This is a genomic window from Priestia endophytica (assembly GCF_026790145.1).
Lineage (GTDB): Bacteria > Bacillota > Bacilli > Bacillales > Bacillaceae_H > Bacillus_I > Bacillus_I endophytica_A.
In genome coordinates this window covers 50,205-64,444 of record NZ_JALAMS010000015.1, presented here as the reverse complement: position 1 = coordinate 64,444, position 14,240 = coordinate 50,205, and the positions used below count along the sequence as shown (strand labels likewise).

19 protein-coding genes are annotated in these 14,240 nt (G+C 37.9%); 17 read left to right on the top strand and 2 right to left on the bottom strand.

The genetic code is table 11. The features are described 5' to 3' along the window. Positions 1 to 3: 3 nt before the first annotated feature. From hisC to MOC86_RS12165, 15 genes are all read left to right on the top strand, one after another. Positions 4 to 1,107 carry a histidinol-phosphate transaminase gene (hisC, locus tag MOC86_RS12235; protein WP_268584456.1) on the top strand — a complete coding sequence of 368 codons (1,104 nt, stop codon included), beginning with the start codon at positions 4 to 6 and terminating at the stop codon, positions 1,105 to 1,107. A 106-nt stretch (positions 1,108 to 1,213) separates the two neighbouring features. Continuing rightward, entirely contained in the window at positions 1,214 to 2,317 is a 1,104-nt protein-coding gene (locus tag MOC86_RS12230; RefSeq protein WP_268584455.1) for a prephenate dehydrogenase, read from the top strand. Between the two features lie 29 nt (positions 2,318 to 2,346). Then, positions 2,347 to 3,633, top strand: a complete 1,287-nt coding sequence (gene aroA / locus MOC86_RS12225; protein ID WP_419146631.1) for a 3-phosphoshikimate 1-carboxyvinyltransferase — start codon at positions 2,347 to 2,349, stop codon at positions 3,631 to 3,633. A gap of 131 nt (positions 3,634 to 3,764) precedes the next feature. Then, complete coding sequence (locus MOC86_RS12220) at positions 3,765 to 5,024, top strand: tetratricopeptide repeat protein (RefSeq protein WP_268584454.1); 1,260 nt, start codon at positions 3,765 to 3,767, stop codon at positions 5,022 to 5,024. A gap of 141 nt (positions 5,025 to 5,165) precedes the next feature. Beyond that, the gene (locus MOC86_RS12215) at positions 5,166 to 5,714 is read left to right on the top strand and encodes a ReoY family proteolytic degradation factor (RefSeq protein ID WP_019391694.1); all 549 of its coding nucleotides are present in this window, start codon (positions 5,166 to 5,168) and stop codon (positions 5,712 to 5,714) included. A gap of 85 nt (positions 5,715 to 5,799) precedes the next feature. Further along, the gene (locus tag MOC86_RS12210; RefSeq protein WP_268584453.1) at positions 5,800 to 6,240 is read left to right on the top strand and encodes a DUF2487 family protein; all 441 of its coding nucleotides are present in this window, start codon (positions 5,800 to 5,802) and stop codon (positions 6,238 to 6,240) included. A 128-nt stretch (positions 6,241 to 6,368) separates the two neighbouring features. Further along, positions 6,369 to 6,881, top strand: a complete 513-nt coding sequence (locus MOC86_RS12205; protein WP_061801811.1) for a ubiquinol-cytochrome c reductase iron-sulfur subunit — start codon at positions 6,369 to 6,371, stop codon at positions 6,879 to 6,881. A 3-nt stretch (positions 6,882 to 6,884) separates the two neighbouring features. Then, positions 6,885 to 7,559 carry a menaquinol-cytochrome c reductase cytochrome b subunit gene (qcrB, locus tag MOC86_RS12200; RefSeq protein ID WP_019391697.1) on the top strand — a complete coding sequence of 225 codons (675 nt, stop codon included), beginning with the start codon at positions 6,885 to 6,887 and terminating at the stop codon, positions 7,557 to 7,559. Between the two features lie 25 nt (positions 7,560 to 7,584). Continuing rightward, entirely contained in the window at positions 7,585 to 8,358 is a 774-nt protein-coding gene (locus MOC86_RS12195) for a menaquinol-cytochrome c reductase cytochrome b/c subunit (protein WP_124049458.1), read from the top strand. Positions 8,359 to 8,438: 80 nt separating this feature from the next. Beyond that, positions 8,439 to 9,032 carry a DUF1405 domain-containing protein gene (locus tag MOC86_RS12190; RefSeq protein WP_268584452.1) on the top strand — a complete coding sequence of 198 codons (594 nt, stop codon included), beginning with the start codon at positions 8,439 to 8,441 and terminating at the stop codon, positions 9,030 to 9,032. 70 nt (positions 9,033 to 9,102) lie between these two features. Further along, complete coding sequence (ylbD, locus tag MOC86_RS12185) at positions 9,103 to 9,510, top strand: YlbD family protein (protein ID WP_268584451.1); 408 nt, start codon at positions 9,103 to 9,105, stop codon at positions 9,508 to 9,510. 18 nt (positions 9,511 to 9,528) lie between these two features. Next, positions 9,529 to 9,768: a YlbE-like family protein gene (locus MOC86_RS12180; RefSeq protein WP_019391701.1), complete on the top strand. Its 240-nt coding sequence runs from the start codon at positions 9,529 to 9,531 to the stop codon at positions 9,766 to 9,768. A 56-nt stretch (positions 9,769 to 9,824) separates the two neighbouring features. Continuing rightward, a complete protein-coding gene (locus tag MOC86_RS12175; protein WP_268584450.1) occupies positions 9,825 to 10,181 on the top strand; it encodes a hypothetical protein in 357 nt (118 codons plus the stop codon). Between the two features lie 161 nt (positions 10,182 to 10,342). Continuing rightward, entirely contained in the window at positions 10,343 to 10,786 is a 444-nt protein-coding gene (locus MOC86_RS12170) for a YlbF family regulator (protein WP_268584449.1), read from the top strand. Positions 10,787 to 10,877: 91 nt separating this feature from the next. After that, positions 10,878 to 11,150 (top strand): YlbG family protein, encoded by a 273-nt coding sequence (locus MOC86_RS12165; protein ID WP_026009502.1) that lies wholly within the window; start codon positions 10,878 to 10,880, stop codon positions 11,148 to 11,150. A 3-nt stretch (positions 11,151 to 11,153) separates the two neighbouring features. On the opposite strand, the gene MOC86_RS12160 is transcribed toward MOC86_RS12165, so the two are convergent. Next, entirely contained in the window at positions 11,154 to 11,540 is a 387-nt protein-coding gene (locus MOC86_RS12160) for a DUF7147 family protein (RefSeq protein WP_111925150.1), read from the bottom strand. A gap of 385 nt (positions 11,541 to 11,925) precedes the next feature. On the opposite strand from MOC86_RS12160, the gene rsmD reads away from it, so the two are divergent. Together rsmD and coaD are read left to right on the top strand one after the other, a co-directional pair. Further along, positions 11,926 to 12,477 carry a 16S rRNA (guanine(966)-N(2))-methyltransferase RsmD gene (rsmD, locus tag MOC86_RS12155; RefSeq protein ID WP_268584448.1) on the top strand — a complete coding sequence of 184 codons (552 nt, stop codon included), beginning with the start codon at positions 11,926 to 11,928 and terminating at the stop codon, positions 12,475 to 12,477. A 32-nt stretch (positions 12,478 to 12,509) separates the two neighbouring features. Beyond that, positions 12,510 to 12,992, top strand: a complete 483-nt coding sequence (gene coaD, locus MOC86_RS12150) for a pantetheine-phosphate adenylyltransferase (RefSeq protein ID WP_019391708.1) — start codon at positions 12,510 to 12,512, stop codon at positions 12,990 to 12,992. A 27-nt stretch (positions 12,993 to 13,019) separates the two neighbouring features. Here the strand turns inward: coaD and ylbJ are convergent, their stop codons facing one another. Next, positions 13,020 to 14,231, bottom strand: a complete 1,212-nt coding sequence (gene ylbJ, locus MOC86_RS12145) for a sporulation integral membrane protein YlbJ (protein WP_268584447.1) — start codon at positions 14,229 to 14,231, stop codon at positions 13,020 to 13,022. Positions 14,232 to 14,240: the final 9 nt, after the last annotated feature.

Genomic DNA, 14,240 nt, shown 5'->3' with positions numbered 1-14,240 from the left:
AGCGTGGAAGTCAAAAAACAGCTTCTTTCACTAACTCCTTATAAGCCGGGAAAACCGATTGAGGAAGTGAAAAAAGAATTTGGATTAGAGAAAGTTATTAAACTAGCATCAAATGAGAACCCGTATGGTTCTTCACCGAAAGCTGTTGAAGCTATTAAACAGGAAGCTTCAAAGTTAACGCTTTATCCAGATGGCTATGCGAGCGAGCTTCGTACAGCAGTAGCAAACTTCTTGAATGTTAAAGAAACAGAGCTTTTGTTTGGAAATGGGTCAGATGAAGTAATTCAAATTCTTTGTCGTTCACTTTTAACAAAAGATACAAATACAGTGATGGCGACGCCTACCTTTTCTCAATACAAGCATAATGCCGTAATTGAGGGAGCCGAAATTCGAGAAGTCCCCCTTATTGACGGTCAGCACGATTTAGATAAAATGCTTGAATCTATTGATGATAAAACACGAATTGTGTGGATTTGCAGTCCAAATAATCCGACTGGAACGTATGTTAATAAAGATCGTCTGCACGCTTTTTTACAGCGCATCCCAGAGACAACGCTTGTAGCCATTGATGAAGCATATTATGAATATGCAACAGCATTGGACTATCCGGAAACTATTCCACTTTTAAGTCAGTATAAAAATTTAATTATCCTTCGTACGTTTTCAAAAGCTTATGGACTTGCGGCCCTTCGCGTCGGGTACGGAGTAGCGAATACGGAGCTTTTACAAAAGATCGAGCCTGCGCGCGAGCCTTTTAACACAAGTCGTTTAGCACAAGCGGCTGCTTGCGCTTCAATTGAAGATCAAGCATTTATCGAAGAATGCCGAGAGAAAAATACAAAAGGTCTTCAGCAATATTATGATTTCTGTGAAGAGCACAAGCTTTCTTATTATCCTTCAGAAACCAACTTTATTTTGATTGATTTTAAACAGTATGAAGGAGATGCTATTTTTAACTATCTTCTTCAAAAAGGTATTATCATTCGATCAGGAAATGCGCTTGGTTTCCCAACTTCTATTCGTATCACAGTTGGATCAGAAGAGGAGAATAAGGAAATCTTGGAACATCTTCATACTTTCTTACAAGAATATGCAGTGCAGAGCTAACGTATAGAGATGAAAATGAAAGGCCAAGATGAGGCACACATAGACGTGGGCTTCATCTTGGCTTAAAATATAGGGACAAAGTTTTAGTATTAATGAGGTGGAAAACGTGACAAGAAATATTGCTGTCATTGGACTAGGGTTGATAGGTGGTTCACTTTCTTTAAACATAAGGGAAACGCAAGAAAACGTACATATGATTGGATATGATATAAACAAAGATCAGCTTCACCTTGCCAAATCACTAGGTGTTATTGATGAGGAAGCTTCTTCTATCGAGTGTGCATGTGAAAAAGCAGACATTATTATTATTGCGGTTCCTGTTACACATGCTGTTGCCTTATGTGAGAAACTTGCTTCTTTAAAACTGAAAAAAGGCGTTATTATTACAGATGTTGGAAGCACAAAAACAAAAATCGTTGAGAAAGCGAACATTTTTGCACATCAAGACGTTCACTTTATTGGAGGGCATCCAATGGCTGGATCTCACAAAAGTGGCGTAGCTGCTGCAAAGGTTCATTTGTTTGAAAATGCTTATTATATTTTAACTCCTTCTGAAAATACGCCAGAGGAGAAGGTTAGCGAACTTAAACATCTTCTTCAAGGAACAAAGGCACAGCTTATCGAAATGACGCCTTCTGAGCATGATAGAGTAGCAGGAGTTATTAGTCATTTCCCTCATATTATTGCGGCAAGTCTTGTTCATCAAGCTAAAAAATATAAAAAGCAAAATGAGTTAACCTCAAAGCTTGCGGCAGGAGGCTTCCGAGATATTACGCGTATCGCTTCAAGCAGTCCTGTTATGTGGCGAGATATTTTAATTCATAATCAACAATCAATGCTTGAACTTTTTGATGAGTGGGCATTAGAGATGGAAGAAATTAAAGAAATGGTACGTTCGCTTGATGCAGAAGGGATTTTTAATTATTTCGAAGAAGCTAAAAATTTCCGAGATGGCCTTCCTGTAAAAGAAAAAGGAGCAATTCCTTCCTTTTATGATTTGTATGTGGACGTGCCGGACTATCCAGGGATTATTTCAGAAGTAACAGGCTACTTAGCGGAAGAAAGAATCAGTATTACAAATCTACGCATTTTAGAAACACGTGAAGATATTTATGGAGTTCTTCGCCTTAGTCTTCAAAAAGAAGAAGATCGTGAAAAGGCTAGAATATGTTTAGAGAGTCATGGATATGGAACATTTATTCCATCTTAAAATAGAAAAAAGGAGCAGGTGAATAAAAAATGACGAAAGTGTTGGAAAGTCAGAAAGTAAGTTTAAAAGGGGAAATTGCCATTCCTGGCGATAAATCAATCTCGCACAGAGCCGTAATGTTCGGCTCTATTGCAGAAGGAAAAACAACCGTTCATAACTTTTTAGAAGGAGAAGATTGCCTAAGCACAATTGAATGTTTTCGAGCGATGGGCGTTGAAATTACTCGTACAGAAGATGTTGTTGAAATCAACGGACGCGGTTTTAACGGTTTAAAAGAACCAAGTCAGCTTCTTGATGTTGGAAACTCTGGTACAACAACAAGACTTATTCTTGGTCTTCTAGCTGGAACAGACTTTCACAGCTGCCTTATTGGAGACGACTCGATTGCTAAACGTCCAATGGCTCGTGTAACTGTTCCGCTTCGCTTAATGGGAGCAAAAATTGATGGACGTGAAAATGGTCAATATACGCCGCTTGCTGTGCGTGGACATGCATTAAAGGGGATTACATATGAATCGCCTGTTGCAAGTGCTCAAATTAAATCCTCTATTCTTTTAGCAGGCATTAATGCAGAAGGAAAAACAACGGTAAAAGAACCTCATAAATCACGTGATCATACAGAAAGAATGCTTGGCGCTTTTGGAGTAGAAGTAGAAAGCGATGAAACGAGTGCTTCTGTTGAAGGTGGACAAACGTTAAAAGGAACAACAGTAAACGTTCCTGGTGACATTTCTTCTGCTGCATTTTTCCTTGTTGCAGGAGCAATTGTACCAAACAGTCGTATTCGCCTTCAAAACGTTGGATTGAATCCAACCCGTACAGGTATTGTTGATGTATTAGATATGATGAATGTTAAATACAAAATTGAAGCAGAGCGTGTTGAAAACGGAGAACCTGTTGGTGATTTCGTTGTAGAAACGTCTGATATTAAAGGAACAGAAATTAGTGGAGACTTAATTCCACGCCTTATTGATGAAATTCCGATTATTGTTCTTCTTGCAACACAAGCAGAAGGAGAGACAATCATTAAAGATGCAGCAGAGCTGCGTGTAAAAGAAACAGACCGTATTTCTACTGTTGCAACTGAACTAAATAAACTTGGAGCAGATATTACACCAACAGAAGACGGAATGATTATTAAAGGAGGCACTCCATTGCATGGAGGAAATGTTGATAGTCATGGTGACCATCGCATTGGTATGATGCTTGCTGTTGCATCTCTTATTACTTCTGCGAAAGTAGAGCTGGAGCGTCCAGAAGCAATTAGCGTTTCATACCCAACGTTCTTTGAACATTTAGCAAAACTGTCACGCTAACAGGAGAGAACCATTTCTGGTTCTCTCTTTCTGTTGTCTAAAACCGAGTAGATTATTTGAAACATTTTTCATTGTCCTTTATCATGGAGTATACTAGATAAAAGTAAGAAGGATGTAAAAGGAGATTATATATGACAGAGCTTGAACAAGCTATAAAATATATTGAAAGCAATGAAGTTGAAAAAGGTTTAAAACTTATCAACGAAATAAAAGATGTTGTTGCAGATGACGAGAAGCTCCTCATTCTCGAATATTTTCAACAGTGGGGTCTTATTGATGAAGCGCTTGCAATGGCAGACAAGCTATTGGAGCTTTATCCAAACGAAGCAGAGCTTCTTGTTATTAAAGCAGAACTTTATATTGATGTAGAACAGGAAGAGAAAGCACTTGAAACATTAGAGAAGATTTCACACAGCCACCCGGTTTATGCCCAAGCCTTGCTTTTAATGGCTGATTTATATGAGATGCAAGGTCTTCCTGAAGTAGCAGAAGCTAAATTGCTTAATGCAAAAGAGCTTTTGCCTGATGAACCTGTCATCGACTTTGCTCTTGGCGAATTCTTTCTTAGTCAAGGAGAATTTAAAAATGCACAAAAGTACTATAAAAAACTGTTGAAGACAGAAGAGGACTTCAATGGAACAAACTTACATCATCGTTTAGCTGAATCACTTAGCGGTCTTGGTCAGTTTGAAGAAGCACTTCCACATTATGAGAAAGCACTTGAGGATAAGCTTGAAATTAATATTTTGTTTGAGTATGGAGTAACAGCTTATCAAGCAGGTCAGCATACAACAGCAATTGCAAGGCTAACAGAATTAAAAGAACTTGATCCACAGTATCATTCTGTATATCTTCCACTTGCTAAAGCATATGAGCAAGAAGAAATGTTAGCAGAAGCACTTCAAACAGCAAAAGAAGGAATAAAAGATGATGAATTCAATAAAGAGCTTTGGTTTTATAGTGGAAAGATTGCTCTTAAACTTCAAAATGAGGAATGGGCAGAGAAAGCTTTCCGTGAAGCTTTAGCTCTTGATCCTGGCTATTTAGAAGCCCTCTTAACTCTTGCCAAACTCCTTCTACATCAAGAACGATTTGAAGATGTTATTGAGCACTATGAACATGCAAAAGAGTTTGGAGAGGACGATCCTCATTTTGAATGGGACCTTGCTAAAGCATACGAAGGTGCAGAAGAATACAAAAAAGCATTAAATGCTTACGAAGGTGCATATAGTTTCTTTAAAGAAGATATTTTATTCTTAGAAGACTACGGTATGTTTCTCATGGAGGAGGGAAAAAGAAGAGAAGCGCGCACTATGTTTGAAAAAATACTCTCAATTAACCCATCTGCAACAGACATACAAGAAATCTTATGGCAATTAGAAGATTTGTGAAGGGAAAAATCCTTGTAGTGTTGAAGTAATAGACAAAGCATTATACTACAATCACCCCGTTTTCTATCCTGTAGGAATGGGAATATAGAACACAAAGGAGAAAATCTCTATTGGTAAAAAAGAGGAGGGAAGTGAAAGTAGATGGCGATCCCAGTATCTATAGATGAAAAGAAAGAATTTATTCGCTGGTTTTTAACAAATTATCAACTAAAAAGACGTGAGTGCGTTTGGATTTTAAATTATTTAATGAGCCATGATCAACTAATGAAGAAAGTTCATTTTGTAGAGAAAGCTCAGTTTTGTCCTCGAGGATTAATTATGTCAACACATTGTGTTGACGATCCGTCATTTCGATTCTACAAAGAGAACGTGATGACAACAGATGCGGAAAAATCATTTCATGATATTCGTTTGAACAGGGATGAAGATATTTACATTCAGCTAAACTTTCGCTCATCGTATCTCTCACCACAGTATGTTGCTGTTTTAGAAGATAATCCTTACATTCCTAAAAACTTAGAAGTAAACGAAAAAGATCGGTTGCTTGCTGAAAAAATGTTAGACGATTCTATTAAGTCTTTCCATAAAGCAAAAATTATGGAACTCATCGATAAAGCTCTTGATGAAGGAGACAAAGAGGAATTTTATCGTCTAACAGACTACTTAAAAAAATATGAAGAAAGTCAATAAGAAATACGGAGAAAACCTTGTCAAGTGACGAGGTTTTTTCTATGCTTAATATAGTCGAAAATTAGAGAAGGAATTGGAGGGGGCAATGTTGAAATGGAATAGTAGTGATGTCGGAATTTATCTTGCTCAAAAGGAATACATTGATACAATTATCGTTCCGCTTCACGCCGTCAATTTTGTGGACGAAGTCAAGAAGAATGGTTTTTTATGGGAAAGCATGATAGCGATTACAAATGAAATTGAGCACAGATTTAAAGGGAGAGTAATGTTATGTCCTCCTTTCACGTATCATAGTAAAGAGCCCTCAGTAACCGCGCGTCTAGAGCAATGGATTGAAGACTTCTATGATGGAGAAGCAAAGCATATTCTCTTTCTAACTAGTGATAAAGCGTGGCAACAAGAACAAGTGAAAGGATCGGTTGTTTTTGTCCCTTTTGAAATGCAAGAAACAGAGAAAGGAAAGAAAGAAGCAATCATGATTCAAGTTGAAAAGGTAACAAAAAGTCTTTTAGGGATGTGGAAGTAAAAAATGGCCTTTGATTAAGATTTCTATATCTAAATTAGTTAGAAAATTTAAAATATTTTGATGTAAATTGTCGAAACGAGGCCTTTTTAGTAGAAAATGTTCCTTTAGAGGATTAGGGAGGGAAAGCGATGGAGGAAAGAGAGCATCGTGTGTCACGTCGTCAGTTTTTGACTTATACATTGACAGGTGTAGGAGGGTTCATGGCGGCTGGAATGCTAATGCCAATGGTTCGTTTTGCAGTTGATCCAGTTCTGAAAAAAGGGGCTGGTGAAGAAATGGTTGCTGTTGCACAAGTGAAGGAAATTACAACAACACCACAGCGGTTTGAGTTCACTATTGATCAAGTTGATGCATGGCATGAATCAGAAGAGCCAAGAACAGCGTGGGTATATAAGGACAGCAAAGGAGAGATTGTGGCTCTTTCCCCAATCTGTAAGCATCTCGGCTGTACAGTAAACTGGAATGGAGATAAGAAAAATCACCCAAACCGGTTTTTTTGTCCATGTCATAACGGACTTTATGAAAAAAGTGGAAAGAATGTGCCTGGTACTCCACCAATGGCACCGCTCGATCTTTTCCACATGGAAGTAAAAAAGGGAACTTTATATTTAGGGAATGTCAAACCACGGGGGGAAGTGTAGCGTATGTTGAATAAAATATATGACTGGGTAGATGAACGGTTGGATATTACGCCAATGTGGCGCGACATTGCTGACCATGAAGTTCCAGAGCACGTCAACCCAGCCCATCACTTTTCTGCTTTTGTATACTGCTTTGGTGGCCTTACTTTTTTTATTACTGTTATTCAAATTTTGTCTGGTATGTTTTTGACGATGTACTATGTGCCAGATATAAAAAATGCATGGGAGTCTGTTTATTATCTTCAAAATGAAGTTGCGTTTGGCCAAATTGTTCGTGGCATGCATCATTGGGGCGCAAGTTTAGTCATCGTGATGATGTTTTTACATACTCTGCGCGTCTTTTTCCAAGGTGCATACAAGAAACCTCGAGAATTGAACTGGATTGTAGGGGTGCTTATTTTCTTCGTTATGCTTGGTTTAGGATTTACAGGTTATTTATTGCCATGGGATATGAAAGCGCTATTCGCTACAAAGGTAGGGCTTCAAATCGCTGAGTCGACCCCACTTATTGGAGGGCAAATTAAAACGCTGCTTGCAGGGCACCCAACGATTGTGGGAGCCCAAACTTTAACAAGATTCTTTGCTATTCATGTCTTCTTCCTGCCTGGCGCTTTGCTAGGATTAATGGGTGCACACTTTATCATGATTAGAAAACAAGGAATATCAGGTCCGCTTTAAAAGTTGAAAAGAGGAGGGAGATAAGATGCATCGCGGAAAGGGAATGAAGTTTGTTGGAGATTCACGCGTACCAGATAAAGAAAGACGCAATATTCCAAAAGATTATTCGGAATATCCAGGGAAAACAGAAGCATTCTGGCCTAACTTTTTACTCAAAGAATGGCTTGTTGGCGCTGTCTTCTTAATTGGATATCTATGTTTAACAGTTGCCCATCCTTCACCACTTGAACGAATGGCGGACCCAAATGATGCAGGATATACGCCATTACCAGACTGGTACTTTCTATTTCTCTACCAGCTCCTAAAATACACGTATGCTTCAGGGCCATATAACGCAATTGGCGCTTTTATTATTCCAGGAATTGCGTTTGGAGCACTTTTACTTGCACCATTTCTTGACAGGGGGCCTGAAAGAAGACCAACAAAACGCCCGTTTGCAACAGGGTTTATGCTTTTAGCTGTAGCAGGAACGTTCTACTTAACATGGGAATCTGTAAAAGCAGTTAATTGGGAAGAGCGTGAAGCACAAGGTGAAATTAAAAACGTCGCAGAAGTTGACCAAGAAGCAGAAGGGTATAAAATTGCGAATGAGCAAACCTGTTTGCAATGTCATGGGGAAAACCTTGAAGGAGGAGCAGGAGGGCCTGCATTAGCAGAAACCAAGCTCTCGGCGGATGAAATTGCAAAGATTGCAAAAGAAGGAAGAGGAAATATGCCTTCTGGAGTTTTTAAAGGAACAGACGAAGAGTTAAAAACGCTCTCTGAATATATTGAGAGCGGTGGAAAACCTAAAGAATAAAAAATAAGGAAGCCGGTTCCTAGTAGCCTGCTTCCTTATTTTATTTGGACACCTTATAATGAGGGAAAGGAGGTTAGGATATGGAGTATCTTTCTATTGTTTTAAAAGATCGACGTTTTTTATTTTTATTGCTTATTATTAATATTTTAGGAACGGTTTACGGTTACTATTGGTATGGAAATCAGCTTGCACATACGCCAGCTATCTTTTTACCCTTTGTACCAGATAGTCCAACAGCAAGCTTATTTTTTGTTTTTGTGTTAGTTGGGTTCTTATTAAATCGAAACTTTAAACTATTTGAAGCGCTTGCTCTCATTACTCTTTTCAAGTATGGGGTTTGGGCTGTTGTTATGAATTTATTAACATATGGTGTCACTGGATTTTTTAATGGAGCGATGCTTATGCTCGTACTTTCACATTCAGGGATGGCACTTCAAGGTCTACTTTACGTTAAAGAATATCGTTTTAAGATGATTCATCTTGTTATTGCAGGGATTTGGACTTTACATAATGAAATCATTGATTACGTTTTTGGCATGATGCCAACATATAGCATGCTAAATAATTATATGAAGGAAATTGGTTATTTTACGTTTTGGCTTAGTATCATTAGTATTTTACTTGCTTATTTTCTTGTTTTACATAAAGATGCTTCTCATACAAAGAAAATATAAAAATGGGCGAACGAGACGACACCTCCATACTTACAATAGCTAGTAGGCTATATATACGAGGTGAAAGAACGTGGCGCAAACGAAAAAGAAACTTCATCCAAAGGTCCAGGAGTTTAAAGCTTTTGTGAAGAAAAATCCCAAACTAATTGAGGAAGTTCGCGCGAATCGCAAAACATGGAAAGAGTTTTATGAAGATTGGTATTTGCTTGGTGAAGAAGACGAAGTTTGGAATGCTTATAAAACAGATGATGAAGAAACAAAAACTGAATCTTCACAGCGTGATTTTATTAGCGGGCTTTGGAGTCAGCTTAAAAAAATGGATATGAACCAAGTTCAGCATTATATGTCAAACGCAAACGCGGCTATTTCTAGCTTGCAAGGATTAATGCAGGAATTTAGTTCAAATACCTCAAAAAGCAATGCCCAGAAACAACAAGGGGGAGGGGACGCGTCTCCATTTTGGTTCAAAAAAGACTAAAATAGTTGAGGTGGCAGCATGCGCCAAGAAGTGTATGAATATATACAAGCAAAAGATAAACTACGTGATTTTATTAGGCAGCAGCCTATGTGGTATCGTAAATTAACGCGTAATCCACATGCCCTGAACGATTTTGAACTAGCGTCTTTAAACTACTACAAACAGACAATTCCTCATAAAGTTGAGAAGTTTTATAATTCCGTTGAGATGGCAAATATGATGCTAGCAATGTTTCAAGCAACAAGAAGCGGAGATTAAAAAGAGTAAAGAATAAAAAAACGCAAACACTATTCCTAAAAAAGGAGGAATTGAGTTTGCGTATTTTATTACTTGTTTTCGCTCTTTTGGGTCCGACGGCTGCACATGCTGCTGAAAAGCCAACGCTAGATGTGAGTTATAGTGTGAAAGAAGGAGCCGTATATATTGATTGTCGTCTTCACAACTTTTCATTTGTGCGAGATGATGAAAATAAAGGTGTGCTCAAAATAACGATTGATGATAAAAAGACGATCTTTATTGAGCAGGCTGCATTTGTGATAAGAGGATTAAAAGGTGGAGAGCATAAGGTTCAGATTGAAGTGATGAAAAATGAGGAAAATAGCTATGGCGTAGAAAAAGAGATTTCTTTTCAAGTAAAAGAGGAAAAAGAACAAGAGCCTATAACTGAATAGGAAAGAAAGTATAAAATCACATTTTCTCATCTTCGCGCTTTTTATTACAAGACCATTCATGGTAGAATGGAAAAGGGTAATAAAAAGCGTTATTTTTATGTTTTCTTTTGAAAATGCCCCATATAACGTAATCTGAAAAAGAAAAGCGGAGGTATAGATGAATGTTTGCAACGATGGAAACCATTCATTTGTTAGAACAGGCTGACGAGCTATCCGCCATGATTATCCATTCAGAAATCGGCGACGGTTATCGAACAAAGTTAAAAGAATTAGAGGAAGATAAGGAAGCGCAAGCTCTAATTAGCGAGTTTGTAAAGATGAAAGAACGCTATGAGGAAGTTCAACGTTTCGGAAAATATCATCCAGATTTTAAACTTGTTACAAAAGAGATTCGTCGTTTGAAGCGAGAGGTTGACTTACACGGTACAATTTGGGCGTTCAAGCAAGCTGAGAAAGAATTGCAAAATGTGCTTGATGAAATAAGTGTAGAGATTGGTAGCGCTGTTTCAGCTCAAATTAAAGTACCAACAGGTAATCCGTTTTTTGATACGATGTCAAGCTGTGGCGGTGGCTGCGGCGCTGGTGGAAGCTGTGGATGTAGCTGACCTAATATAGATTTTAAGGCGTGTTACAGTTTAGTAACACGCCTTAGCATTATACATAGTACAAGCAATAAAGGGGGAAGCAATGGTGATCATGACAGAGCGACAAGGCCTTGTCGTTTATTTAAACTCTGTAAAGCAAGCAAAAGCTTTAAGAAAATATGGAAACGTTCACTACGTTTCAAAATCGCTTAAATATGCGGTTTTATACTGTGATAAAGAAAAATCAGAAGGCGTAATGACTAAATTAAAGAGCCTTCCATATGTGAAGAAAGTTCTTCTATCTTATAAAGGATCTCTGAAAACAGAGTTTGAAAATTCAAGACCTGATAAAGCAAAAGAATATGATTATAAAATTGGATTATAGAATTTAGCTTAAAGGCGGAATATAGCGATTCATTCGCAAAATGCCGATTAAATGCTGGAAGTAAAGTTCCTTTTCACCAAAAAAAGTGGAGGGTTTTACATCAAGCGTTATAATGGTTTTTCCTAAATCTTCAGCAAGCGCTTCGAACAGTAGAAGTCGCTTGCTTTTTTGATCTGTAACAGCAATACCTTCGCGACAAATATAAAGAGGCTGAAAAGAACCAACAGAAGTAGGCTCAAGGATGACAAGAAAGGAAGAGAGCTTTCTTCCCTCTTTTTCTGTATTTAAAATCATAAGATGGCGTACACGGTGTGATTGATTTCTCGCTATTTCTAATAGTTCATAAAGATCTGAATAACCTTCCCCAAGTTCAATGAAACGTTGAATCATCTTCTTTTCTCCTTTAATGTTTTATAATAAGAGCTAAGCTTACTCTACCAAAAAGGACAACATAAAAAAACCCTGCAATCACTTGATTGCAGGGTCCTTCTATAGCAAGATTAACATTCCCGTATGTTTGTTAATCAAGATAAGAAGGCAAAGGGAGAGGAGAAACCGGAGGAAGAACTTATGGGGAACGTAAGTCTTCTCCGCGGTTGGCAACAACATCTCATCAAGATGTTGCTACTTGTCAGTTTATCCAAATCTAAAAAAGTTATACAAAAGGCCACAAAAAACTTTAAAAGAAAGTGAGCTTATTTTACGTTTGTATAAGAATTTGATAAGATAAGTGAAATGAAGTATACATATCTTGACAAGCCGAGGTTGAAAAATAATGAGAGTAGTATCAGGTGATAAAAAAGGACTAAGTTTAAAAGCTGTTCCAGGCACAACAACTCGCCCGACAACAGATAAAGTAAAAGAAGCGATTTTCAATATGATTGGACCCTATTTTGATGGTGGGATAGGGCTTGATTTGTTTGGAGGTAGCGGTGGTCTTGGAATTGAGGCGCTAAGTAGAGGGCTCCAAAGCATGATTTTTGTAGACCGAGATGGGAAAGCCATTCGGACCATCAAAGAAAATCTAAATTCCTGTAAGCTTACAGATCGTGCTGAAGTGTATCGCAATGATGCAGAACGAGCGCTGAAAGCTATAGAGAAACGAGAGCTACAGTTTGATTTAATTATGCTTGATCCGCCATATAAAGCGCAAAAACTCCTGCATCTTATGGAGGGAATTCAAAAACGTCATTTATTAAAAGAAGAAGGAATTATAATGGGGGAGCATGAGAATAATGTTGAACTTCCAGAAGTTATTGGTAAGCTGCACCGCGTTAAAAAAGAAGTATATGGATTAACAGTGATTTCGATTTATAAACATGGATAAAACAAGTTTTAGGAAGAGAAGGGAGCAAAATTATGGGGAGCATTGCAATTTGTCCAGGCAGCTTTGATCCTGTAACAAATGGCCACTTAGATATTATTACAAGAGGTGCAAAAGTGTTTGATACGGTTTATGTATGTATCTTGCACAACTCTGCCAAAAAACCGCTTTTTTCAGCTGATGAACGAGCAGAATTATTAAAAACCGTTACAAGTCATCTGCCAAACGTTAAAATCGAGATTCATACAGGTCTTTTAATGGAGTATGCGAAACAAAAAGATGCAAGCGCTATTTTAAGAGGTTTGCGAGCGGTCTCTGATTTTGAATATGAAATGCAAATTACTTCTGTAAACAGAGTACTTGATGACAATATTGAAACATTATTTATGATGACAAACAATCAATATTCTTTTTTAAGTTCAAGCATTGTAAAAGAAGTAGCCAAATACGGAGGGAACATTTCAGAACTTGTGCCAGCCCCTGTTGCAGAAGCGCTTAGTCAAAAATTTAAAGAGTAAAAAAAGCGATAGCGTTATCGCTTTTTTTTATAACTTATACTTTATTTTTCGACTATAAAGATAAGTATATATAGTAAGCATAGCAATAGTGAAGAGCGGACCATATGTAATGCATATTTGCCACCATTCTGTGAAAAAGAGCGATAAAACACTTTGAGAAGGTTCACCGCTTCCACTTAGTGTTGTAACATGTTCACGAAGCGGATTCCATAAAAGGAAAATAAGGAAAACGGAAAACACAGCATGAAGGATACGGGCCATGAAAAAGGGCGAAAAGCGAATATCAGTATCTGCTAAAAGACTTGCTACTTGGGCTTGAACAGACAATCCGCTAAATGCAAGAACAAATGACGCGAGCATAACTTGTTGAAATAGTGGTGAATGAGTTTCACTAATAAGCTGATTGCCGAGTGTAATTTCAAAAATTCCTGAAATAAACGGCAAGCTTAAAGACGTTGACAATTCAAGGGCTGAAAAGATAATGCCAAGTCCTTCTCCAATGAGAGATGTAATGTTGGTTACATAAAGAAGCCTGTTTAACACAGAAAAAATGATCATAAATCCGCCGATCATAAAGAGCGTTTGCACAGAGGACATAATTGCATCACCAAGCAGTTTGCCAATCATTCGTCCATCTTCTATTCTAGCTTTATGCATTTCTTTAAAAGCAATGAGGGGTGAAAAAGAGCTCTTTGGTTCTTTAGTACGGTAATCTCTCTCTTCCTTTCGTCCGTAGAATCTCATTGCAATGCCAACGAGCAAATTTCCCCCATAGTGAGCGCAAGCAAGTAACACTCCTAAATGAGGATTATGAAAAAAACCGACAGAAACGGCTCCGAAAATAAATACAGGATTTGAAGAATTCGTAAAGGAAGCAAGACGTTCTGCCTCAATTCGGGTTAGCTGCCCTTTTTTACGCATGTTTGCGGATAGCTTGGCTCCTGCTGGAAATCCTGAAGCCATTCCCATTGCAAGTACAAATCCACCGATACCTGGAACGCGAAAAACGGGGCGCATCAAAGGTTCAAGTAAAATACCAATAAAGCGAACAACTCCAAAACCAATCAGCATCTCAGAAATAATAAAGAAAGGAAGAAGAGAAGGGAAAACAACTTCCCACCATATGTTGAGACCCCGTAAAGAGGCATCAAAAGCTTGTTTTGGATACATAATAAGAGTACTTGCTAGCATAAGAGATAATAAAGAGAGAAGACCAGTTTTTATAAACGATGTTTTCACACTTTTCCT